Genomic DNA, 21116 nt, shown 5'->3' on the forward strand with positions numbered 1-21116 from the left:
CCTAGGCCGTGCGCGACGCGGCCGGCCCGCGCGCCTCCACCCAGCGGAACAGCGGCGCCACCAGCAGCAGCACGGCGATCAGCCGGCAGACCTGGAAGGCCGTGACCACGGGCACGCCCAGCTGCAGCACCTTGGCGGTGATGGCCATCTCGGTGATGCCGCCCGGCGAGGTGCCCAGCAGCAGGGTGACCCAGGGCAGGTCCACGGCCAGGTGCAGCAGCCAGGCAAATCCCGCGCAGATCGCCATGAGCCCCACGGTGCCCACAGCCACGGAGCCCAGCCAGCGCGGCGCGGTGTGCAGGAATTCGCGCTTGAAGCGCACGCCCAGGCTGATGCCGATCACCAGCTGCGCCGCATTGACCAGGGCCTGGGGCACGGCCGACAGTTCCTGGCCGCACATGGTCAGCAGCATGGACACCAGCAGCGCGCCCAGGAACCAGGGGTTGGCCCGCTTGAGCCGGTCCATGGCCCAGGCGCCCAGGCCCGTGAGCACGGCCAGCAGCGCCAGCCCCGGCCATTCGACGATGCGGATGCTGGGCGGCGTCAGCCCCTCCAGCCCGTGCAGGCCGCTCCACTGCAGCGCAAACGGAATGCTCACGGTGACGATGACCAGGCGCAGGCTGTGGCTGGCCGCCACCAGGTCGGTGCGCGCGTTCTCGCGCTCGGCCAGCAGCGTCATTTCAGAGGCCGCGCCAATGGCGCCCGCGAAGTAGGTGGTGGCGCGCATCTCGCCAGCCGGTATCTGCGGCATGCGCGGCGCATGCACGCGGTACAGCCAGGCGCCGAAGCCCCAGCCCAGCAGCAGCGCCCAGACGATGGCCACGGCGATCGCCCACCACAGCCCCGCGATCAACTGCACCACGGCCGGCGTGAAATACAGGCCCAGCGAGGCGCCGATGATCCACTGCCCGCCGTTGCGCAGCCGGCCCGCACTGGCCGTGGGCGCGCCCAGGATGGAGGCCAGCGAAGTGGCGATCAGCGGCCCCAGCATCCAGGGCAGCGGCGTGCGCAGCCACAGGCACAGCTGGGCGGCGGCAAAGGCGCCCAGCAGGGTCAGTGCGATGCGAAGCAGGAAAATGGGGCGGCGCTCGGGCATGGCAGGCGAGGCGGGGCAGGTTCAAAGCCTGCGAGTATCGCCGCGCCGGCTCCCGCGCGCTGCCGGCGGCGCTATCTCCGTGACAGGTCCGCGCCGCGCCGCACGGCCATCTCACGGCCCATGGCCGCCTGCGTTGCCTCTGGCAGCAGGCCGCGCGCCTGCGGGTAGGCCAGCCGCTCTTCATTCTCGACATGGCTGGCATAGCAGGCCGCGAAGCGTTCGAACACCGCCTCGTCAGCCGCGCCAAAACCCTGGGACCGCCCCTCGGCCATGTCCAGCAGCGGCTGGCGCGCCAGCGCCCAGTCGGCGCTCATCAGGCCGTGCTCGCGCTGCAGGCGCTGCACCAGGGTAACGGTCTGCGCATCGCCCTGCTCCAGCAGCGGGGGGAAGACATGCAGCTCCTCGTCCTCATGGTGCAGCGGCGCCGCCTGGTCGAAGTAGCGCAGGATGTCGCGCGCCGCCTGGCGTGCGCTGTCGTCGCAACCTTTGGTCTGGAGATGCACGCGCAACCGGTCCAGCAGCGCCAGCATGCGCAGCACGCGCTCGTGGCAGGCTTCGAGCATCTCGAAGGGCTGGTCGAAGCCCGTGCCGGGCGCGCGCCAGCCGGGCACGGCATCGCCCTGCGGGCGCGGGGCCACGGTAACTTTCACCCGCAACTCCCCAGGTTGCCGCAGGCCGTGCAGTACTCGCAGCCGTCCTTGCGGATCACGGCATGGGCGCCGCATTCCTCGCATTTGCGGCCGGCCATGACCATGGGGTCGGTGGCCAGGGCCTCGGGCTCGGGCAGCGGCGATGGCGCGGGCGGCGCGCCGCTGCCGCGCCGGGCCAGGATGTTCTGCACCGCATAGGCGATGGCGGCCACCTCGGAGTCGTGCCACATGGGCACACGCGTGCCGTCGTCGCGCTGGTGGGTGCCCAGGCGCACGGGGCCCCGGTCCCAGGCCACCTTGCGCATATCGCTGAGGGCGCGCTCCAGGAAGCCGCCGCGCGCGGCCAGTGACAGCAGGCGCATGCTGGAGGTCACCCATTGCTGGGACTCGCCGCTCTGGCCCACGGGCATGAAGAATTCGATGGCGCGGTCCACCGTGCGGCCATCGGGCAGGACCACGGGCAGGAAGGAGACGACCAGGTACAGGCGCTTGGGGCCTTGCTGGGTCCAGTACTCGATCTTCTCGGCCACGGCGTCCAGCGCGCCCTGCGGGCGGCTTTCTATCACGGTGCGCAGCGGGTCGGGTGCGGAAGCCGCCGCTCCCGCCGGCGCGGGGGAGGCCGGCTTTTCAGCAGATTCGGGCGCATGGGTTTCGAGCACGGCACCCAGGATGGTGTTGGGCCGGTAGGTGGCCAGGCCCTTGAGGCCTGCCTTCCAGGCCTGGCGGTACAGGTCCTTGAAGTCCTCATAGGGATAGTCGGCCGCCACGTTGACGGTCTTGGAGATCGCCGTGTCCACGAAGGGCTGCACGGCCTGCATCATGGCGATGTGGCCGGCCGCAGGCATCTGCAGCGCGCTGACGAAGTACTCGGGCAGCTGCTGCACGTCGCCGCCCAGCGAGCGGTACAGCCGCCAGGCGTGGTCTTCGACCGCGTACTCGGCGCTGCCGCCATCGGCCGTGCGTTTCTTGCGCTTGTAGGTCCAGGAGAACGGCGGCTCTATGCCGTTGGAGGCGTTGTCGGCAAAGGCCAGGCTGACCGTGCCCGTGGGCGCGATGGACAGCAGGTGGCTGTTGCGTATGCCGTGCTGGCGTATGCGCTGGCGCAGCGCATCGGGCAGGCGGCTGGCGAAGGTGCCTTCGGCCAGGTAGCCATCGGCGTCGAACTTGGGGAAGGCCCCCTTCTCGCGCGCCAGCTCCACCGAGGCGCCGTAGGCCGCATCGCGCATGCGCTCGGCAATGTGCGCGGCCATGGCCCTGCCGTCGGGCGCGTCGTAGCGCAGGCGCAGCATGGCCAGCGCATTGCCCATGCCCGTGAAGCCCACGCCGATGCGCCGCTTGGCCTCGCTTTCCTCGCGCTGCTGCGGCAGCGGCCACCAGGTCAGCTCCAGCACGTTGTCCAGCGCACGCACCTGCACGGCCACGGCGCGCTCGAAGGCCTCGAAGTCGAACACAGGCTCGCCCGCGAAGCCGAACGGATGGCGCACGAAGCGCGTGAGGATGACGGGGCCGAGGTCGCAGCAGCCGTAGGGCGGCAAGGGTTCTTCACCGCAAGGATTCGTCGCCGCGATCTCCTCGCAGTAGCGCAGGTTGTTGTCGTCGTTGATGTGGTCCAGGAAGAGGATGCCGGGCTCGGCGAAGTCGTAGGCCGAGCGCATGATGGTGTCCCACAGCGTGCGGGCGGGCAGGGTCTGGTAGACCCACTGGCCGTCGGCGCGCTGGTGGGCACCCTGCTCCAGCAGGGCGGTGCCGGGGCGGGCGCGATGCACCAGGTGCCAGGGCTGGTCTTCGGCCACGGCCTGCATGAAGGCGTCGCTGACGCCGACCGAGACGTTGAAGTTGTTCCAGCGGCCCGGCGTGCGCTTGGCGGTGATGAATTCGAGCACGTCGGGGTGGTCGATGCGCAGCACGCCCATCTGGGCGCCGCGCCGCGCGCCCGCGCTTTCCACGGTGGCGCAGGACTGGTCGAAGACGTTGATGTAGCTGCACGGGCCCGAGGCCAGCGAGGCGGTGGCGCGCACCTCGGCGCCGCGGGGGCGGATGCGCGAGAAGTCGTAGCCCACGCCGCCGCCGCGGCGCATGGTTTCGGCGGCTTCGCGCAGGGCTTCGTAGATGCCGGGGTAGCCGCCGTCGTCCACGCCCTGGATGCAATCGCCCACGGGCTGCACGAAGCAGTTGATCAGCGTGGCCTGCAGGTCGGTGCCGGCCGCGCTCATGATGCGCCCCGCGCCTATGGCGCCGGCCTGCAGGTTGGCCAGGAACAGGGCCTCGCATTCGGCGCGGCGCGCCTCGGGCTCGACCGAGGCCAGGGCGCGGGCCACGCGGGCGTAGAGCTCGCCCACGCCGGTCTCGCCGTTCTTGAGGTATTTTTCGCGCAGCACATCGAGGCTGATGGGCTGCAGATCCGCCGCGTCCTGCGCGCGGCCCAGGTTTTCGCGATGCATTGGCATGGCTCCCGTGTTGACTTGCCTGCCGCCGTCCCTGGCACTTGCTCGGGCCTCAGTCGACAAGCACTTGTCCATCATGCTCCACGTAGGGCGGGTACGGCCCGGTGCCGCTGTGCGGAGCTTGAGATGCCGCAACAAAGCGGCCGGTCTGGACATCGAAGACATGGACTTCGCCGTCTTCGATGACATAGTGCCATCCGTGCAGGCTGAGCTGCCCGGCCTCTACCCGCGATCGCACCATGGGATAGTCCATCAGCCGTTCGAGCTGCAGCACGACGGCGCGCTGCTCGGTGCGGCGCAGCGCCTCGGGGCCGGCCTGCACGGGCAGCACGGCCTCGCGGCCCAGGTCCAGCCAGCGCTGCAGGTTGCGTGCCTCGGGCGAGACTTCTCCATACAGGGCCTTGATGGCTCCGCAGTGGCTGTGGCCGCAGACCACGATGCGGCTGACCTGCAGGTTGAGCACGGCGAATTCGATGGCCGCCGCCGTGCCGTGGTGGCCGTGCGATCCGTCGTACGGCGGCACGAAGGCGCCCACGTTGCGCACCAGGAACAGCTCGCCCGGCGGCGCCCCCGTGAGCAGGTAGGGCACCAGGCGCGAGTCCGAGCAGCCGATGAACAGCGTGGTCGGATGCTGGCCCTCTTCGACCAGGGTGCGGAACTGCGCACGGTACTGCGGAAAGGCGTGCTCGTGGAAGCGCCGCAGGCGCAGCAGCAGTTCGTCGTCGGGCATGGGCACTTCCCCGGCTATTGCACCAGCGGCGAGTCGGCCGCAGCGATGCGCACGCCCACCACCTCGGACTGGCCGGCCAACAGTTGCAGGTACTGGTGGAGCGCGCTCACCCAGGTCTGCTGGTGCAGGGCCTGGGCGACGGCCGGGCGCGCCTGCTGCCAGTCGGGCAGAACGCCCGCCTCGCGCGCGCAGACTTCGACCACGTGCAGGCCGAAGCGGCTGTGCACCAGGCGCGGCAGCACGCCGATTTCCTGGGAGGCAAAGACATCGCGCGCAAATTCGGGCGCGCAGTCGCTGCGGCCCAGCCAGCCCAGTTCGCCGCCATGCTGGCCGCTGGGGCAGTTGGACCATTGGCGCGCGGCCTCGGCAAAGCGCAGGCCGGCGTCGTCGGCGCAGCGCAGCTCGATCAGCAGGGCCTCGGCCCGCTGGGTGAGGGCGCGCACGTCCACGCCGGGCGTGACGGCAAACAGCACGTGGCGCAGGCGCACGCGCTCGCCCTGGGCGAAGCGCGCGGGGTTGGCATCGAAGTGGCGGCGGCAGGCGTCCTCGCCGGGCTCGGGCAGGTGCAGCGATTGCTCCAGCAGCTGCTCTATGGCCTGGGAGGCGCGCTCGCTAATGACGCCGTCGTCGCCGGCCGCATCATCGGCGCCCAGCAGGCCTTCGCGCTGGGCCGCCTGGCGCAGCAGCTCGGTGCAGGCGCGCTGGCGCAGTTCGCGCTCGGGCGGGCGCTGTCCGGGTGCGTGCAGCGGCGTGTTGTTGATGCGGGCCACCTCGGCACCGGCCTCGCCCACGGGCTGGAAGGCCGGCACTTCGGGAATCGCCGGGAGATCCCCCATCGGGGCAGAAGAAGTAGAAGTTGAAGAAGGGGTTGAAGACGCGCAGCCGCAGTGGCCGCCGCCCGATCCGTTGCATCCATGTTCCATGTCGATCTCCTCAATGGCCGGGCTTGGCGTCACGGCGTGCCGACGATGCGGGCAGGCCCAGGCGGCGCGAGCGCACCAGCTGGTAGGGGCGCAGCAGGTAGACCAGGGTGCCGAAGCCGCTCCAGACGTGGACCAGGCGCGTGAAGGGGAAGACCAGGAAGATGCTCATGCCCAGGAACATGTGGGCCTTGAACACCCAGCCGGCCTCGGCCAGCAGTTCGGCCGCGCCGCCACGGAAGGTGACGATGCGCTGCGCCCATTCGGCCAGGGCCATCATCATGGAGCCGTCCATGTGCTTTGCCGACAGCGGAATGGTGGCCAGGCCCAGCAGCAGCTGCAGCCACAGCAGCCAGAGGATGGCGATGTCGCTGAACCTGGAGTGGGCGCGGATGCGCACGTCCGACAGCCGGCGGTGCAGCAAGATGGTGAGGCCGATGAAGCCCAGCGTGCCCGCGATGCCGCCGCTGACCATGGCCAGCAGCTGCTTGGCGCCTGCGGCCATGAAGGGCTCGTAGACGAAGTGCGGCGTGAGCATGCCCACGGTGTGGCCGAAGAACAGGAACAGCACACCGATGTGGAACAGGTTGCTGCCCCAGCGCAGGCTGCCGCTGCGCAGCAGCTGCGATGAATCGCTCTTCCAGGTGTACTGGTCGCGGTCGAAGCGCAGCCAGCTGCCGATGAAGAACACGGCCAGGCAGATGTAGGGGTAGAGGCCGAAGAGCAGGTGGTCTATCCAGGAGGGGGTCATGTCAGGCTCCTTTGGCGGGGTCCTTGGGCTTGGGGCGCCGCCGTGCGGCGCACGAAATGCACGGGCTGCTCGGCGCCGGGACGGGATTTGCCCTGGCTGCTGCAGCCGTCGAAGGCGGCGGGTTCGGCCCAGGCCTCGTCCATGGCGGGCTCGGGGCGGATTTCCACGCGCTCGGCCCTGTGGCCGGTGATCTCCAGCACGGCCGCGATCACGCTGGCATAGGGGCTGTCGCGCCGCGCCAGCGCCGTGAACAGGGCGTTGAGGATGTGGGCCATCTCGCCCAGGAATTCACGGGCGATGGCCGGCGGCTGGGTGGAGGCGAACTCCAGCACCACGGCCAGGTGGTCGGGCAGTTCGTCGGCCTCGAAGGCCAGGCCCGCGCGCTCGTAGGTCTGCTGCAGGTCGATCAGCGCCGGGCCCCGGTCGGCCGAGTCGCCGTGCACATGCTCGAACAGGTGCAGCGAGGTCTGGTGGCCCCGGTCGAAGGTGTCCACGTAGCGGGCCTCGGCCTCGAAGGGGTCCATGGCCTGCAGCTGCTCGGCCAGCTGCTGCAACTCGCGCAGCCGCGCGGGCGCCACGGATTGCTCCAGGCGCAGGGCGTCGATCAGGCCCGGCAGCAGGGCGCGCAGCTCGGCGCCGGGGTAGCCGATGAGGCAGGCCAGCGCGCGCAGCGTCAGGCGCACGGGGGTGGAGGTGTTGTGATTGAACATGGCGGCAGTCCTCACATTTGCGCGCGGATGGGGATGGTGCGCGGCTTCTTGCCGCCGAACAGGCTGGCGTCGGTGCTGCCGTCGGAGCAGCCGTTGCCGAACGAGAAGCCGCAGCCGCCGCGCAAATCGAACGCGCTTTCGGCGTATTCGCGGTGGGCCGAGGGGATGACGAAGCGGTCCTCGTAGTTGGCGATCGCCATGGTCTGGTACATGTCCTCGACCTCGTCCACCGTCAGTCCCGCGTACTGGAGCACGGCCAGGTTCTGTTCCTGGTCCACGTGCTTGCTGCGCTGGTACGCGCGCATGGCCAGCATGCGCTCCAGCGCGCGCACCACGGGCGTGGTGTCGCCGGCGGTGAGCAGGTTGGCCAGGTACTGCACGGGGATGCGCAGCTGCGAGACATCGGGCAGGTCGCCATTGATGGGGCTGCGGCCGACACTGTCGAGATGCCCGGCGTTCGCCGCCGAGGTGATGGGCGACAGCGGCGGCACATACCAGACCATGGGCAGGGTGCGGTACTCGGGGTGCAGCGGCAGGGCCACCTTCCAGTCCACGGCCATCTTGTAGACGGGGCTGGACTGTGCGGCCTCGATCCAGGCGTCGGGGATGCCGTCGATGCGGGCCTGGCGGATGACCTCGGGATCATTGGGGTCCAGGAAGATGTCCAGCTGCGCCTGGTAGAGATCGCGGTCGCGCTCCACGCTGGCCGCTTCCTCGATGCGGTCGGCGTCGTACAGCAGCACGCCCAGGTAGCGGATGCGGCCCACGCAGGTTTCGGAGCAGACGGTGGGCTGGCCGGCCTCGATGCGCGGGTAGCAGAAGATGCATTTTTCGGCCTTGCCGCTTTGCCAGTTGTAGTAGATCTTCTTGTAGGGGCAGCCCGAGACGCACATGCGCCAGCCGCGGCACTTGTCCTGGTCGATGAGGACGATGCCGTCCTCCTCGCGCTTGTAGATCGAGCCCGAGGGGCAGGACGCCACGCAGGCCGGGTTCAGGCAGTGCTCGCACAGGCGCGGCAGGTACATCATGAAGGTGTTCTCGAACTGGCCGTAGATGTCCTTCTGGATCTGCTCGAAGTTCACGTCATGGCTGCGCTTGCTGAATTCGCCGCCCAGGATTTCCTCCCAGTTCGGACCCCATTCGATCTTCTCCATGCGCTGGCCCGAGATCAGGCTGCGTGCGCGCGCCGTGGGCGCGGCCTTGCTTTCCCTGGCCGACTGCAGGTGCTCGTAGTCGTAGGTGAAGGGTTCGTAGTAGTCGTCGATCTGGGGCAGGTTGGGGTTGGCGAAGATGCGCATCAACAGGCTCCACTTGCCGCCCTGGCGGGGCGCGATGGAGCCGTCCGTGCGGCGCATCCAGCCGCCGTTCCACTTGGCCTGGTTTTCCCACTCGCGCGGGTAGCCGATGCCGGGCTTGGTCTCGACGTTGTTGAACCAGGCGTATTCGACGCCGGGGCGGCTGGTCCAGACGTTCTTGCAGGTGACGGAGCAGGTGTGGCAGCCGATGCACTTGTCCAGGTTCAGCACCATGCCGATCTGTGCGCGGATTTTCATCGTGTTTCTCCTTGTTGTTCAGGCATGGGCGGCTGCGCCGGCCGGAGCTTCGTCATCCAGCCAGTCGATGCGGCGCATCTTTCGGACCAGGACGAACTCGTCGCGGTTGGTGCCGATGGTTCCGTAATAGTTGAAGCCGTAGCTGTACTGCGCGTAGCCGCCGATCATGTGGGTGGGCTTGAGCACGATGCGCGTGACCGAGTTGTGGATGCCGCCGCGCGTGCCGGTGATCTCCGAGCCCGGCGTGTTGATGGTCTTCTCCTGGGCGTGGTACATCATCAACATGCCCGGCTTGACGCGCTGGCTGACCACGGCCCGCGCCGCGATGGCGCCGTTGGCGTTGTACAGCTCCACCCAGTCGTTGTCGGCGATGCCGGCGCTCTTGGCGTCGTCCTCGCTGAGCCAGACGATGGGGCCGCCACGCGCCAGCGTGAGCATCATCAGGTTGTCGCCATAGGTGGAGTGGATGCCCCACTTCTGGTGCGGCGTGATGAAGTTCAGCGCGATCTCGGGGTGGCCGTTGGGCTTTTGGCCCTGCACTTCCTGCAGCGCCTTCATGTGCACGGGCGGGCGGTAGCTGACGAAGCCTTCGCCGAAGTCGCGCATCCACGGATGGTCCTGGTAGAACTGCTGGCGGCCGGTGAGGGTGCGCCATGGGATCAGTTCATGCACGTTGGTGTAGCAGGCGTTGTAGCTGACCTTCTCGCTTTCCAGGCCCGACCAGGTGGGCGAGCTGATGATCTTGCGCGGCTGGGCCTGGATGTCGCGAAAGCGGATCTTCTCGTCCTCGCGGTGCAGGGCCAGGTGGGCGTGCTCGCGCCCCGTCTGCTTCGACAGCGCCTCCCAGGCCTTGACGGCCACGTGGCCGTTGGTCTCGGGCGCCAGCATCATCACCACCTCGGTGGCGTCGATGTCGGTGACGATGCGCGGGCGGCCCTGGCTCACGCCTTCCTCGCGCACCAGGCCGTTGAGCTCGCCCAGCTGCTCCACCTCGGTCTCGGTGTTCCAGCCAATGCCCTTGCCGCCGTTGCCCAGCCGGTCCATCAGCGGGCCCAGGGCCGTGAAGCGCTTGTAGAGGTTGGGATAGTCGCGCTCGACCACCGCAATCTGCGGCGCGGTCTTGCCGGGGATCAGGGCGCACTCGCCCTTCTTCCAGTCGCGCACGCCATCGGGCTGGGCCAGCTCGGCGGGGGTGTCGTGCATCAGCGGCGTGAGCACCACGTCCTTTTCCACGCCCAGGTGGCCCACGCAGACCTCGCTGAAGGACTTGGCGAAGCCCTTGTAGATCTCCCAGTCGCTCCTGGCCTGCCAGGCCGGGTCCACGGCCGCCGACAGCGGATGGATGAAGGGGTGCATGTCGCTGGTGTTGAGGTCGTTCTTCTCATACCAGGTGGCCGTGGGCAGGACGATGTCCGAGTACAGGCAGGTGGTGCTCATGCGGAAGTCCAGCGTGACCAGCAGGTCCAGCTTGCCTTCGGGCGCCTTGTCGTGCCAGCGCACTTCCTGCGGCTTGGCTTCATCGTGGCCCAGGTCTTTTCCTTGCACGCCGTGCGTGGTGCCCAGCAGGTGCTTGAGGAAGTACTCGTGGCCCTTGCCCGAGCTGCCCAGGATGTTGGAGCGCCACACGAACATGTTGCGTGGCCAGTTGGCCGGGTGGTCGGGGTCCTCGCAGCTCATGGACAGCGAGCCGTCCTGCAGGGACTGCACCACGTGGTCCTTCACGTCCAGGCCCTGGGCCTGGGCGTCGCGCACCAGCTGCAGCGGGTTGGCCTGCAGCTGCGGGGCGCTGGGCAGCCAGCCCATGCGCTCGGCGCGCACGTTGTAGTCGATCATGGCGCCGCCGTACTGGCTGCGGTCGGCCAGCGGGGACAGCACCTCTTCCACGCCCAGCTTCTCGTAGCGCCACTGGTCGGTGTGGGCGTAGAAGAAGCTGGTGGAGTTCATCTGGCGCGGCGGGCGCAGCCAGTCCAGCGCAAAGGCCAGCGCGGTCCAGCCGGTCTGCGGGCGCAGCTTTTCCTGGCCCACGTAGTGCGCCCAGCCGCCGCCGCTCTGGCCTATGCAGCCGCACAGCATCAGCATGTTGATGATGCCGCGGTAGTTCATGTCGCAGTGGTACCAGTGGTTCATGGCCGCGCCGATGATGACCATGGACTTGCCGCGCGTCTTCTCGGCGTTGTCGGCGAACTGGCGCGCAATGGCGATCACCTGGTCACGCGGCACGCCGGTGATCTTTTCCTGCCAGGCCGGGGTGTAGGGCGCATCGGCGTCATAGCCGCCATCAGCGCCCTCGCCTTCCAGGCCACGGTGGATGCCGTAGTTGCCCGCCAGCAGGTCGAACACGGTGGCCACGATGGCCTCCTCGCCGTCCAGCACCATGCGCGAGACGGGCACGCGGCGCAGCAGCACGTCCGTGCCCTGCTCGTTGGCGTCGAACCCCGGCGACTGCAGGCCGCCGAAGTAGGGGAAGGCCACGTCCGCCACTTCACTGTCCACGCCCTGGCCGTCCAGCACCGAGAGCCTGAGCTGCACGTCGTTGCCCGTGCGCGCCTCCTTGGATTCGAGGTTCCACAGGCCCTCGTCGGCGCGGCCGGCCTCGCCCCAGCGAAAGCCGATGGAGCCATTGGGCAGGGCCACGCCGCCGTCCTCGCCGTAGGCCACGGTCTTCCACTCGGGGTTGCTGTCCTGGCCCAGGTGGCCGTCGAAGTCGCTGGCGCGCACATAGCGTTCGGGCACCAGGGCCGTGCGGCCGTCGGGCAGTTGCTGGCGCTTGAGGCGGATCAGCAGCGGCAGGTCGGTGTAGCGGCGCGCATAGTCCTCGAAATAGGCCGGCCGGCCGCGCTCGCCGAAGTAGAACTCCTTGAGGATGACGTGGCCCATGGCCATGGCCACGGCGGCATCCGTGCCCTGCTTGGGGTGCATCCACAGGTCGGCCAGCTTGGCGACCTCGGAGTAGTCGGGCGTGACGGCCACGACCTTGGCGCCCTTGTAGCGGACCTCGGTGAAGAAGTGGGCGTCGGGGGTGCGCGTCTGGGGCACGTTGGAGCCCCAGGCGATGATGAAGTTGGAGTTGTACCAGTCCGCGCTCTCTGGCACGTCGGTCTGCTCGCCCCAGGTCTGGGGGCTGGCCGGCGGCAGGTCGCAGTACCAGTCGTAGAAGCTCATGCACACGCCGCCGATCAGGCTCAGGTATCGGCTGCCTGCGGCATACGAGATCATGGACATGGCCGGAATCGGCGAGAAGCCGATGATGCGGTCCGGCCCGTGCTTCTTGATGGTGTAGACGTTGGCCGCCGCGATCATGCGGTTGACCTCGTCCCAGCTGCTGCGCACGAAGCCGCCCAGGCCGCGCTGCTTTTGCCACTCGCTGCGCGCATCCGCGTTCTCGACGATGGCGGCCCAGGCATCGACCGGGCTCCTGGCCACGGCCAGGGCAGCGCGCCAGTGCTTGAGCAGCCGGCCGCGCACCATGGGGTATTTGACGCGGTTGGCGCTGTACAGGTACCAGCTGTAGCTGGCTCCGCGCGCGCAGCCGCGCGGCTCGTGGTTGGGCAGGTCGGCGCGCGTGCGCGGGTAGTCGGTCTGCTGGGTCTCCCAGGTCACGATGCCGCCCTTGACGTAGATCTTCCACGAGCACGAGCCCGTGCAGTTCACGCCGTGCGTGGAGCGCACCACCTTGTCATGCGCCCAGCGGTCGCGGTAGGCGTCTTCCCAGGTGCGGTCCTCGCCCGTCACCTGGCCATGGCCGTTGGAGAATTCCTGCCGGGGCAGGGAGAAGTAGGAAAGCTTGTCCAGAAAATGGCTCATCGCGGGACTCCTTGTTGTTCGTTGCGGTGCGTTGCTGTTCGGCGCAGTAGTGCCTGCGGCCCGGGGCTCAGCAGGGCATCTCGGCGTTCCTGCGCGCGTAGTACCACCAGGTCACGCCCACGCACAGCACATAGAAGGCGGCAAACACCCACAGCGCCAGCTCGGGCCCGCCCGTGGCGGCGATGGAGCTGCCGTAGCTCTTGGGGATGAAGAAGCCGCCGTAGGCTCCCAGCGCGCCCGCAAAGCCCAGGGCGGCCGCGCCTTCGGTATTGCCCTCCTTGAGGGCATGGGCCTGCGCTTGCTCGCTGGGATGGGCGCCGAGCTCGCGCTGCTTGAGCGCCAGGAAAATCGCCGGGATCATGCTGAAGGTCGATCCGTTGCCGATGCCCGTGGTCAGGAACAGCACCAGGAACATCAGGAAGAAGCCCATGAAGCTGCCCTCGGCAGGGCCGAAGCCCAGCGCGTAGCCGCCGCTGCCCTTGGGCAGGAAATACAGCACGCCCACCACGGCCACGGCCATGACGAGGAAGTTCCAGAACGTCACGCGCGCGCCGCCCGCCTTGTCGGCCAGCCAGCCGCCAAAGGGCCGCGACAGCGCGCCCAGCAGCGGGCCCAGCCAGGCATAGGCCAGCGGATTGACCGCCGGGAACTGGCTCTTGATCAGCAGCGGAAAGCCGGCGGCAAAGCCGATGAACGAGCCGAAGGTGCCCAGGTACAGCAGGCACATCACCCAGTTGTGCTTGCGCCGGAAGATGGCGGCCTGGGCCGCGAAGCTGGCCTTGGCGTCGGCGATGTCGTTCATGCCGAACCAAGCGGCAAGCGAGGCGATGGCGATCCACGGCACCCAGATGAAGGCCGCGTTCTGCGCCCAGACCCGGGTGGTCTCGCCGGCCTTGGTGATGGTCTGCGCATCGCCGCCGAAGACGCCGAAGATGCCGGCCGTGATCACCAGCGGGCTCAGGAATTGCACCACCGACACGCCCAGGTTGCCCAGGCCCGCGTTCACGCCCAGGGCCGAGCCCTTGCGCTCCTTGGGAAAGAAGAAGCTGATGTTGGCCATGCTGGAGCTGAAGTTGCCCCCGCCCAGGCCGCACAGCAGGGCCAGGATCAGCATGGTCGGATAGCCGGTGCTGGCGTCCTGCACCGCGTAGCCGATGCCGATGGCCGGGATCAGCAGCGAGGCCGTGGACAGCGCCGTCCAGCGGCGCCCGCCCATCAGCGGCACCATGAAGGAATAGAAGATGCGCAGCGTGGCGCCCGACAGCGCGGGCGCGGCCGCAAGCCAGAACAGCTGGTTGGTGGAGTAGGTGAAGCCCAGCGCGGGCAGGTTCACGGCCACCACGCTCCAGACCTGCCAGATGGCAAAGGCCAGGAACAGGGCGGGCACCGAGATCCAGAGGTTGATCCTGGCGATGGCCTCGCCCTCGCGCTCCCAGAACTGTTTGTCCTCGGGGCGCCAGAGGGTCAGCACGCTGCCGGGGCGGCTGCGCGCGGATGCCTTTGCGGCGGTCTTGGTGTTCGCATGCATGTGCAACTCCTGCGGTTCAGCGCGCGGCCGGCTGCACATCGCTGTGGCCGCCGTGGCTGTTGAGCACGTCGGTGCGGCGCACCTCGGTGAAATACATCCAGATCAGCGACACCCAGACCACGCCGTACAGCAGCATGAAGGCGCTGGAGCGGATGCCCGTCCAGTCCAGCAGCACGCCGAACAGGATGGGCAGGATGAAGCCGCCCATGCCGCCGGCCAGGCCCACGATGCCGCTGATGGCGCCGATGTTTCCGGGGTAGTCGTCGCTGATGTACTTGAAGACGCTGGCCTTGCCGAAGGCCATGGCAATGCCCAGCACGAACATCAGCGCGGTGAAGGCATAGACGTTCAGGCCCAGGTGAAAGCGGGTGCTGCCCTCGGTGGTGAGCACCGTGAAATCGGTCTGCGGATAGGACAGCAGGAACAGGCAGATCCAGCACACCCACAGCACCCACCAGGTCACGCTGTGTGCGCCGTACTTGTCCGACAGCCAGCCGCCGATGGCGCGCAGCACGCCGCCCGGCAGCGAAAAGCAGGCCGCCAGCAAGGCCGCCACGCGGATGTCCAGGCCGTACTCGCCCACGTAGTACTGCACCATCCACAGGCTCAGCGCCACATAGCCGCCGAAGACGATGCTGTAGTACTGGCAGTACTTGAGCACGCGCGGGTCCTTGAGCGCCTTCAACTGGTCGCTGAAGCGCACGTTGCTGGGCACCAGGTGGGCCGGGTCGCTGTGGCTGAACAGCCAGAACAGCACCAGCGCGCCCAGCATGATGGCCGCATAGGCATGCGGCACGGCGGCCCAGCCGAAGGCCACCAGGATCACCGGCGCCACGAACTTGTTGACCGCCGCGCCCGAGTTGCCCGCGCCGTAGATGCCCATGGCCATGCCCTGGCGCTCCTTGGGAAACCAGCGCGCCACATAGGGCGTGCCCACAGAGAACGAGCCGCCTGCCAGGCCCACGAACAGGCCGATGGTCAGGAAGTGCCAGTACTCGGTGGCATAGCCCATCACCCAGATCGCGGGCACGGTGACGGCCATCAGCACCGCCATCACGATGCGCCCGCCGAAGCGGTCGGTCCAGATGCCCAGCGGCACGCGCACCAGCGAGCCCGTGAGCACGGGCATGGCCGTGAGCAGGCCGAACTGCGTGGCGTTCAGGTCCAGCATCTTCTTGATGGGGATGCCGATGATGCCGAACATCATCCAGACCATGAAGCAGACCGTGAAGGCCAGGGTGCTGACGGCCAGGACCGACCATGCCTGGCGGTCGTGGCGTGTGCCTGTGCTGGTGCTCTTGCGGGGGTCGCCCTGTGCGGTGGGCGCTGTGTTTGCCATTTTGTTTTCCTCGTGGGGGCTATGGCTTCCATGGTCCCGCGCGAGGGCCGCGCCGCACATCCGCCAGCCGTACGCTCGGACAAGGCGGAAGAACTAGGAGCGCGCAGGCGGGCCTAGTTCCAAAGAACTATCGGGGACAAAAAGGCTTGACGCAGATCAGGAACGGCGGCCGAAGACCGATTTCGGGCTGCGCCCATAGAACCGCGTGAACGCGGCACTGAAGTTCGACGGATGGGCATAGCCAACCTGCCAGCCGGCCTGGGCGACCTGGCAGCCGGTCTCCAGCAGCGCCCAGGCGCGGCGCATGCGCAGCTCCAGCAGCAGGGCCTGGGGCGTGGTGCCGAAGACCGCGCGAAAGCCCTGCTTGAGCCGGTGCTCGCCCAGGCCCACGGCGGCGCTCAGGTAGGCCAGGGTCAGCGCGCGGTCCATCTGGGTGGACAGCAGTTCGCGCGCCTGCTCCAGCCGGGCCAGTTCGTCGGCCGACCAGCGCGGTGCCGCCTTGGCCGGCTGCGGCGCAGGCGCAAGATGCCGCAGCTCCAGCGCGGCCAGGCTCAGCATGGCGATGTGGCGGTCCAGCGCATCGGTGGGCTGGTGCCCGGGCGGCTGGGCCAGGCGCCGCGCCAGCGCCAGGCTGGCCGGCAGGCTGGCACGGTGGTCCAAGGGCCGCACGCCGGCCGCGCCGTCCACCTGCGTCAGCCGCTGCGAGAGTTCAGGCCCCAGATAGCGGTCCAGCGCTGCGCCCGACAGCAGCAGGCGCAGCTGGCGCACGGTCTGGCCTGCCGCATAGCGGCGCTCGCCCTGGCTGCCGCGAAAGGCTGCCAGCGTGGTCTGCCCCGCGCCGAAGCGCAGTGCCGCACCCGTACGCGCCACAAAGCCCGATTCCCCGGCCAGCCCCAGCGTGATGACCAGGGTGCGGCCCTGGTCCGAGGCATCGGCCTGCACGCTGTCCTCCACCAGGTCGCGCAGCGGGCAGTAGTGCGAGCGCGCCAGCACGATGCCGTCGCCCAGCGTGAAGCGCTCCGCATGGCAGTCGCCCAGCTCGGCGGGCAGGGCATGCCGCGTCCAGCCCGGCGCACAGGGCTGGGGCAAGGCAAGCGAGGAAGGGATGCGGGAGGTCATGTGCGAGGAATGGAGGCGCGCTTCGCATAGGAAATGCTCCGGCGCGCATACGTTTTCAAATGATAGCGATTCTCATCTTCCCTAGCATCGGTCTCCAACGAGATTCCCTTTTGGAGAGGACGAGAAAACCATGGCATTCCCCCTTCGCTGGCCGGCCGCGCTGGCCCTGGCCCCCTTCACGGTGGCGGCCCAGGGCCAGGCGCCCGAAGCCACCCTGCCCGAGATCACGGTCACGGTGAACAAGCAGGCCGAGAGCCTGGACGCCGTGCCCGCCAGCGTCTCCGTCTTCGACGGCGCGGCGCTGGAGGCGGCCGGCGTGCGCGGGCTGGACGCGCTGTCCGCCCAGGTGCCGGGCTTTGTGTTCCAGGCCTTCGGCCAGTCGGGCGTGCAGCCGCCCGTGATGCGCGGGCTGACGGCCAACTTCGTGTCGTTCTCCTCGTCCACGCTGCTGCTGGTCGATGGCGTGCCCACGCTGATGGCCCAGGGCTTCGAGCACAACCTGCAGGGCGTGGACCGCGTGGAGGTGCTGCGCGGCCCGCAATCGACCTTGTACGGCCGCAATGCCGAAGCGGGCGTGGTCAGCATCGTCACGCGCCAGCCCGGCGACACGCCCTATGCATCGATCAGCGCCGAGGCCGGCAACCACGGCCAGCGCGCGGGCAGCTTCGAGCTGGGCCGCGCCCTGGTGCCGGGCCAGCTCTACATCGGCCTGTCGGGCGAGTGGCGCGCGCAGGACGGTTTCATACGCCAGCAGGCGACGGGAGCGCGCGTGGACGACCGCGAGCGCGCCAGCGGCCGCCTGGCCCTGCGCTGGACGCCCACGGCCGAGACCGAGGCCACGCTGCGCTACGCCCAGCAGCGCTGGGACGACGGCGCCGCGCAATGGGGCAGCATTGCCGCGCCGCGCGCCACGGTGAACTCGGGCACGGACAGCTGGAACCGCTCGCGCGGGCAGACGCTGTCGCTCGATGTCTCGCACCGCTTTGCCTCAGGCCTGCGGCTGCGCTCCATCACCGCGCGCAATGTCTTCGACGACCGCGTGCTGCAGGACACGGACTTCCAGCGCGCCGACCTGCTCCACGTGCGGCGCGACTACCGCCTGGCCACGACCTCGCAGGAACTGCGCCTGGAGGGCGAGGCCGCAGGCCTGCGGAACGCGCGCTGGCTGGCCGGCCTGTACCTGGACCGCGACGACCATGACCTGCGTTACGAGCAAAAGCTGCCCGCCGCGCTGATGCGGCCCACGGCCGGACTCAAGGGCAGCACGGCGGCGCTGTTCACGCACTGGACCGTCCCGCTGTCCGAGCGCTGGACGCTGGCGGCCGGCGCGCGCGTGGAGCGAAGCCGGGTCGAACTGGCGCCGCAAGGCGCAGCGGCCCGCAGCGACAGCTGGACGCGCTTGAGCCCCAAGCTCTCGCTGCAATACCAGTGGTCGCCCCAGGGCCAGGTCTACACCAGCCTCAGCGAGGGCTACCGCGCGGGCGGCTTCAACGTGTTCTCTCCGGCCATGGGCTATGCGGCCTACGAGCCAGAGACCGTGCGCGCCTGGGAGATCGGCGCCAAGGGCCGGCTGCTCGGGCAGCGCCTGCGCTATGCGGCCTCGGTCTACACCCAGCAGGTGCGCGACATGCAGGTGCAGCAGATGGGCCTGCCGGGCGTGGTCTACATCACCAATGCGGCGCGGGCGCGCTCCACGGGTGCGGACTTCGAGCTCGACTATGTGTTCGGCGGCGGCTGGCAATTGCAGACGGCCCTGGGCCTGAACCGCACGCGCTTCGGCACGTTCCGCGACGGCGCCGCCGTCTACGACGGCCACCGCAACCCGTTTGCGCCCGACATGACGGCCCATGTGGCCCTGCGCTACGACGCGCCCGGCCGCTGGTGGGCGCAGGCCGCCGTGCAGGGCACGGGCAAGGTCTACCTGGACGCCGCCAACGCCTACCGCCGCCCCGGCTACGGGCTGCTCAACCTGTCGGCCGGCTATGCCCAGGGGTCCTGGGAAATCGCCGCCTACCTGCGCAATGCCGCCAACCGCCGCTACGACGCCGTGGGCTACCTCAACGGCCAGGTCGTGGTCTACAGCCCGCCGCGCGAGTTCGGCGTGCGGCTGACCTGGCGCATGTGACTCCCTTTCGTGAAAAGGACCTTCCGATGAATACACCCCGCCGTGAATCCCCTCCCCATGCCCCCTCCCACGCCCTGCAGCCGCTGTGGGATCTGGCCGCCGCCCAGGTCCAGGCCGAGGCCCTGGTGCTGGCCCTCGAATCGGGGGCGCTGGACCGGCTGGCCACGCCCCAGACGCCGGCCGAGCTGGCCCAGGCCCAGGGCTGGAACGAGGCCAATACCTCCCACTGGCTGGAATTGCTGTGGAGCATGGGCCTCCTGCGGCGCGGCCAGCACGAGCCCGTGAGCTACCTGTTGGCCACCGATGCGCTGCGCTACCTGCACAGCGCATCGCCCGAGTCCTGCGGCGCGGCCTGGCTGTTCCGCCTGCGCTCGCTGCGCCACTCCGCCACGCTGCTGCGCGGCCTGGTCGAGCACGGCCCTGCCGGGGACGGCTCGGCCTGCAGCGCCCCCTTGGCCACGGGCAATGCCGAAGGCTGGGCGGCCGCCGCGCGCGCCCAGATCGGCCAGGAGCAGCGCGCCGTCAGCGTGCCTGCTGCGCTGCAGGTGCTGGACCAGGTGCCCGAGGTCGCTGCCGGTGCGGGTACCGCGCGCCGCATGCTGGACCTGGGCGGCGGCCCCGGCTGGATCGCGCTGGCCCTGCTGCGCCAGCAGCCCGCGCTGCAGGCCAGCGTCTTCGACTGGCCCGAGGCCGTGGCCGTGGCGGCGGACAACGCCCGCCAGTCCCGCCTGTCCGGCCGCTTCACCGCGCTGGGCGGCAACCTGGCCACGGACGGCATAGGCAGCGGCTACGACCTGGTCTGGTGCTCGTCCGTGCTGCACTTCGTGCCCGATGCGGCAGCCGTGGTCGCCAAGGTGTTCGACGCGCTGGCGCCCGGCGGCGTCTTCGTCTGCGCCCACGCCGAGGTGGATGAGACGCCCGAAGCCGCCCTGCGCACCCTGCCCTACTACCTGCCCATGCGCCTGCTGGGCCGCAGCGTGACCCGGCGCGGCGAGCTGCAGGCGCTGCTGGCGCAGGCGGGTTTCGAGCGCATCGAACGCATCGAGTCGCGCGAGTTTCCGATGGCGCCGCTGGCCGTGCTCATTGCCCGCAAGGCCGCGCCATGAAGGCCGCAGCTCCCCGCCCTGTCTGGCTGCTCCAGGCACTTTTCGGCTGGCTGCACCTGGCGCTCACCGCGCCCAGCGTCTACCTCTGGCTGGGCCTGCCCCTGGTCATGCGCCAGCATGGCTGGTCGGGCACGGCCATCGGCCTGTTCCAGCTGGCGGGCCTGCCCGCGCTGATCAAGTTCGCGCTGGCCGCGCCCGTGGAAGCGCGCAGCGCGAACGGCCAGCCGCGCTACCGCGCCTGGGCGCTGGCCCTGTGCCTGGCCTATGCGGCCGTGCTGCTGGCCCTGGGCTGGCAGCAGTTGCTGGCCGAGCGCCTGTGGCTGTTCGGCCTGGCCTTCGCGGCCGCGCTGGCCGCCACCTGGGCCGACATTCCCGTCAGCGCCCTGGCCATCCGCCTGCTGCCCGCGTCCGAGCGCATGCGCGCCGGGGGCGTGCGCGCAGCGGCGCTGTCGCTGGGCGCCATCGTGGGCGGCGGGATGATGCTGCTCATGCAGGCGAAATGGGGCTGGCGCGCGCCCTTCCTGTGCCTGGCCGGCGCGCTGGCCCTGGGCGCGCTGCTGATGGCCTGGGTGGTGCGCCATGAGCCCGGGGAGGCGCCCTCGCCTGTGCTGCTGCCTGCGCCCAAAGCTGGACTGGCCGCCATGGTCCGCGGCTATGGCGCCCAGCCCGGCGCCTGGCGCTGGACCCTGGTGCTGGTCAGCTGCTTCCCCTTCATCGGCGCGGCCTGGTTCTACCTGAAGCCGCTGATGCTGGACCACGGCTTCGCGCCCGCCCAGGCCGCCCTGCTGGCCGGCATGGGCGGCGGCGTGGTGGCCGCGCTGGCGGGCGCGGCCTCGCCCCTGCTCACGCGCCGCCTGGGCACCCGGCGCGCCCTGCCCCTGTATGCGGGCTGCAACGTGGCGGCGCTGGCCCTGCTGGCCGCCGTCATCGCAGCCGGCGCCCCGGCCCCGGGCCTGGTCGCGGCCGTGGCCTGCGTGGCAGCGGCCATGGGCGCCTCCTCGGCCTGCGTCTTCGGACTGATGATGCAATTCGCCCGCCCGCGCTGGCAGGCCTTCGACTACGGCCTGCAGGCCAGTCTGTTTGCCGCCAGCCGCATGCTGGTGCCGCTGGCGGCCGGCGTGGCGCTGGACGCCATGGGCGCGGCGGCCATGCTCACCGGGCTGACCGTGGCGGCCGCGCTGGCCTGGGTCTGGGCGCTGCGATGTGCGGGGGATGGTTGGGCTTCAGCCACAGCGTAGGCC

At 69.7% G+C, this 21116-nt stretch carries 15 protein-coding genes; 3 read left to right on the forward strand and 12 right to left on the reverse strand.

Going from position 1 to position 21116, the window contains the following annotated elements; translation table 11 throughout:
- Position 1: 1 nt before the first annotated feature.
- The 12 genes from AC57B5_RS16360 to AC57B5_RS16415 all read right to left on the reverse strand — a co-directional run bounded on the left by AC57B5_RS16360 (position 2) and on the right by AC57B5_RS16415 (position 16644).
- Positions 2-1096, reverse strand: coding sequence for an AbrB family transcriptional regulator (locus tag AC57B5_RS16360; RefSeq protein WP_043820322.1), 1095 nt, complete (start codon positions 1094-1096; stop codon positions 2-4).
- Positions 1097-1167: 71 nt separating this feature from the next.
- Positions 1168-1746 (reverse strand): hemerythrin domain-containing protein, encoded by a 579-nt coding sequence (locus AC57B5_RS16365; RefSeq protein ID WP_496399930.1) that lies wholly within the window; start codon positions 1744-1746, stop codon positions 1168-1170.
- Positions 1743-4187 (reverse strand): adenosylcobalamin-dependent ribonucleoside-diphosphate reductase, encoded by a 2445-nt coding sequence (locus AC57B5_RS16370; RefSeq protein ID WP_496399931.1) that lies wholly within the window; start codon positions 4185-4187, stop codon positions 1743-1745. Before AC57B5_RS16370 ends, AC57B5_RS16365 begins: the two co-directional genes overlap by 4 nt.
- Before the next feature lie 55 nt (positions 4188-4242).
- On the reverse strand, positions 4243-4920 hold the full coding sequence (locus tag AC57B5_RS16375) for a carbonic anhydrase (protein ID WP_034390039.1): 678 nt from the start codon (positions 4918-4920) through the stop codon (positions 4243-4245).
- 14 nt (positions 4921-4934) lie between these two features.
- Positions 4935-5756, reverse strand: a complete 822-nt coding sequence (locus AC57B5_RS16380; RefSeq protein ID WP_043780720.1) for a peptidylprolyl isomerase — start codon at positions 5754-5756, stop codon at positions 4935-4937.
- Positions 5757-5853: 97 nt separating this feature from the next.
- Entirely contained in the window at positions 5854-6591 is a 738-nt protein-coding gene (narI, locus tag AC57B5_RS16385; protein ID WP_012203043.1) for a respiratory nitrate reductase subunit gamma, read from the reverse strand.
- Complete coding sequence (narJ, locus tag AC57B5_RS16390; RefSeq protein ID WP_047326399.1) at positions 6588-7301, reverse strand: nitrate reductase molybdenum cofactor assembly chaperone; 714 nt, start codon at positions 7299-7301, stop codon at positions 6588-6590. Before narJ ends, narI begins: the two co-directional genes overlap by 4 nt.
- Positions 7302-7312: 11 nt before the next feature.
- Positions 7313-8854 carry a nitrate reductase subunit beta gene (gene narH / locus AC57B5_RS16395; RefSeq protein ID WP_012203041.1) on the reverse strand — a complete coding sequence of 514 codons (1542 nt, stop codon included), beginning with the start codon at positions 8852-8854 and terminating at the stop codon, positions 7313-7315.
- A gap of 18 nt (positions 8855-8872) precedes the next feature.
- The gene (locus AC57B5_RS16400) at positions 8873-12658 is read right to left on the reverse strand and encodes a nitrate reductase subunit alpha (RefSeq protein ID WP_496399932.1); all 3786 of its coding nucleotides are present in this window, start codon (positions 12656-12658) and stop codon (positions 8873-8875) included.
- A 67-nt stretch (positions 12659-12725) separates the two neighbouring features.
- Entirely contained in the window at positions 12726-14186 is a 1461-nt protein-coding gene (locus tag AC57B5_RS16405) for an MFS transporter (RefSeq protein WP_013804389.1), read from the reverse strand.
- A 16-nt stretch (positions 14187-14202) separates the two neighbouring features.
- Entirely contained in the window at positions 14203-15525 is a 1323-nt protein-coding gene (locus AC57B5_RS16410) for an MFS transporter (RefSeq protein ID WP_012203038.1), read from the reverse strand.
- A 156-nt stretch (positions 15526-15681) separates the two neighbouring features.
- On the reverse strand, positions 15682-16644 hold the full coding sequence (locus AC57B5_RS16415; protein WP_013804390.1) for a helix-turn-helix transcriptional regulator: 963 nt from the start codon (positions 16642-16644) through the stop codon (positions 15682-15684).
- 130 nt (positions 16645-16774) lie between these two features.
- Here AC57B5_RS16415 and AC57B5_RS16420 point away from each other — a divergent pair, with 130 nt between their 5' ends.
- The 3 genes from AC57B5_RS16420 to AC57B5_RS16430 are packed head-to-tail and all read left to right on the forward strand — an operon-like array spanning position 16775 to position 21113.
- Positions 16775-18769: a TonB-dependent receptor gene (locus AC57B5_RS16420; RefSeq protein ID WP_496399933.1), complete on the forward strand. Its 1995-nt coding sequence runs from the start codon at positions 16775-16777 to the stop codon at positions 18767-18769.
- Between the two features lie 26 nt (positions 18770-18795).
- Complete coding sequence (locus AC57B5_RS16425; protein WP_496399934.1) at positions 18796-19875, forward strand: class I SAM-dependent methyltransferase; 1080 nt, start codon at positions 18796-18798, stop codon at positions 19873-19875.
- Positions 19872-21113 carry an MFS transporter gene (locus AC57B5_RS16430; protein WP_496399935.1) on the forward strand — a complete coding sequence of 414 codons (1242 nt, stop codon included), beginning with the start codon at positions 19872-19874 and terminating at the stop codon, positions 21111-21113. Before AC57B5_RS16425 ends, AC57B5_RS16430 begins: the two co-directional genes overlap by 4 nt.
- The last annotated feature ends 3 nt before the right edge of the window (positions 21114-21116 follow it).

The organism is Delftia sp. BGA-UO-ETr-SB1, assembly GCF_059567865.1.

Bases quoted from the DNA above. Each gene is read 5' to 3' on its own strand.
- AC57B5_RS16360 (WP_043820322.1), bottom strand. From the start codon at position 1,096: ATGCCCGAGCGCCGCCCCATTTTCCTGCTTCGCATCGCACTGACCCTG.
- AC57B5_RS16370 (WP_496399931.1), bottom strand. From the start codon at position 4,187: ATGCATCGCGAAAACCTGGGCCGCGCGCAGGACGCGGCGGATCTGCAG.
- AC57B5_RS16375 (WP_034390039.1), bottom strand. From the start codon at position 4,920: ATGCCCGACGACGAACTGCTGCTGCGCCTGCGGCGCTTCCACGAGCAC.
- AC57B5_RS16380 (WP_043780720.1), bottom strand. From the start codon at position 5,756: ATGGGGGATCTCCCGGCGATTCCCGAAGTGCCGGCCTTCCAGCCCGTG.
- narI (WP_012203043.1), bottom strand. From the start codon at position 6,591: ATGACCCCCTCCTGGATAGACCACCTGCTCTTCGGCCTCTACCCCTAC.
- narJ (WP_047326399.1), bottom strand. From the start codon at position 7,301: ATGTTCAATCACAACACCTCCACCCCCGTGCGCCTGACGCTGCGCGCG.
- narH (WP_012203041.1), bottom strand. From the start codon at position 8,854: ATGAAAATCCGCGCACAGATCGGCATGGTGCTGAACCTGGACAAGTGC.
- AC57B5_RS16400 (WP_496399932.1), bottom strand. From the start codon at position 12,658: ATGAGCCATTTTCTGGACAAGCTTTCCTACTTCTCCCTGCCCCGGCAG.
- AC57B5_RS16405 (WP_013804389.1), bottom strand. From the start codon at position 14,186: ATGCATGCGAACACCAAGACCGCCGCAAAGGCATCCGCGCGCAGCCGC.
- AC57B5_RS16410 (WP_012203038.1), bottom strand. From the start codon at position 15,525: ATGGCAAACACAGCGCCCACCGCACAGGGCGACCCCCGCAAGAGCACC.
- AC57B5_RS16415 (WP_013804390.1), bottom strand. From the start codon at position 16,644: ATGACCTCCCGCATCCCTTCCTCGCTTGCCTTGCCCCAGCCCTGTGCG.
- AC57B5_RS16420 (WP_496399933.1), top strand. From the start codon at position 16,775: ATGGCATTCCCCCTTCGCTGGCCGGCCGCGCTGGCCCTGGCCCCCTTC.
- AC57B5_RS16425 (WP_496399934.1), top strand. From the start codon at position 18,796: ATGAATACACCCCGCCGTGAATCCCCTCCCCATGCCCCCTCCCACGCC.
- AC57B5_RS16430 (WP_496399935.1), top strand. From the start codon at position 19,872: ATGAAGGCCGCAGCTCCCCGCCCTGTCTGGCTGCTCCAGGCACTTTTC.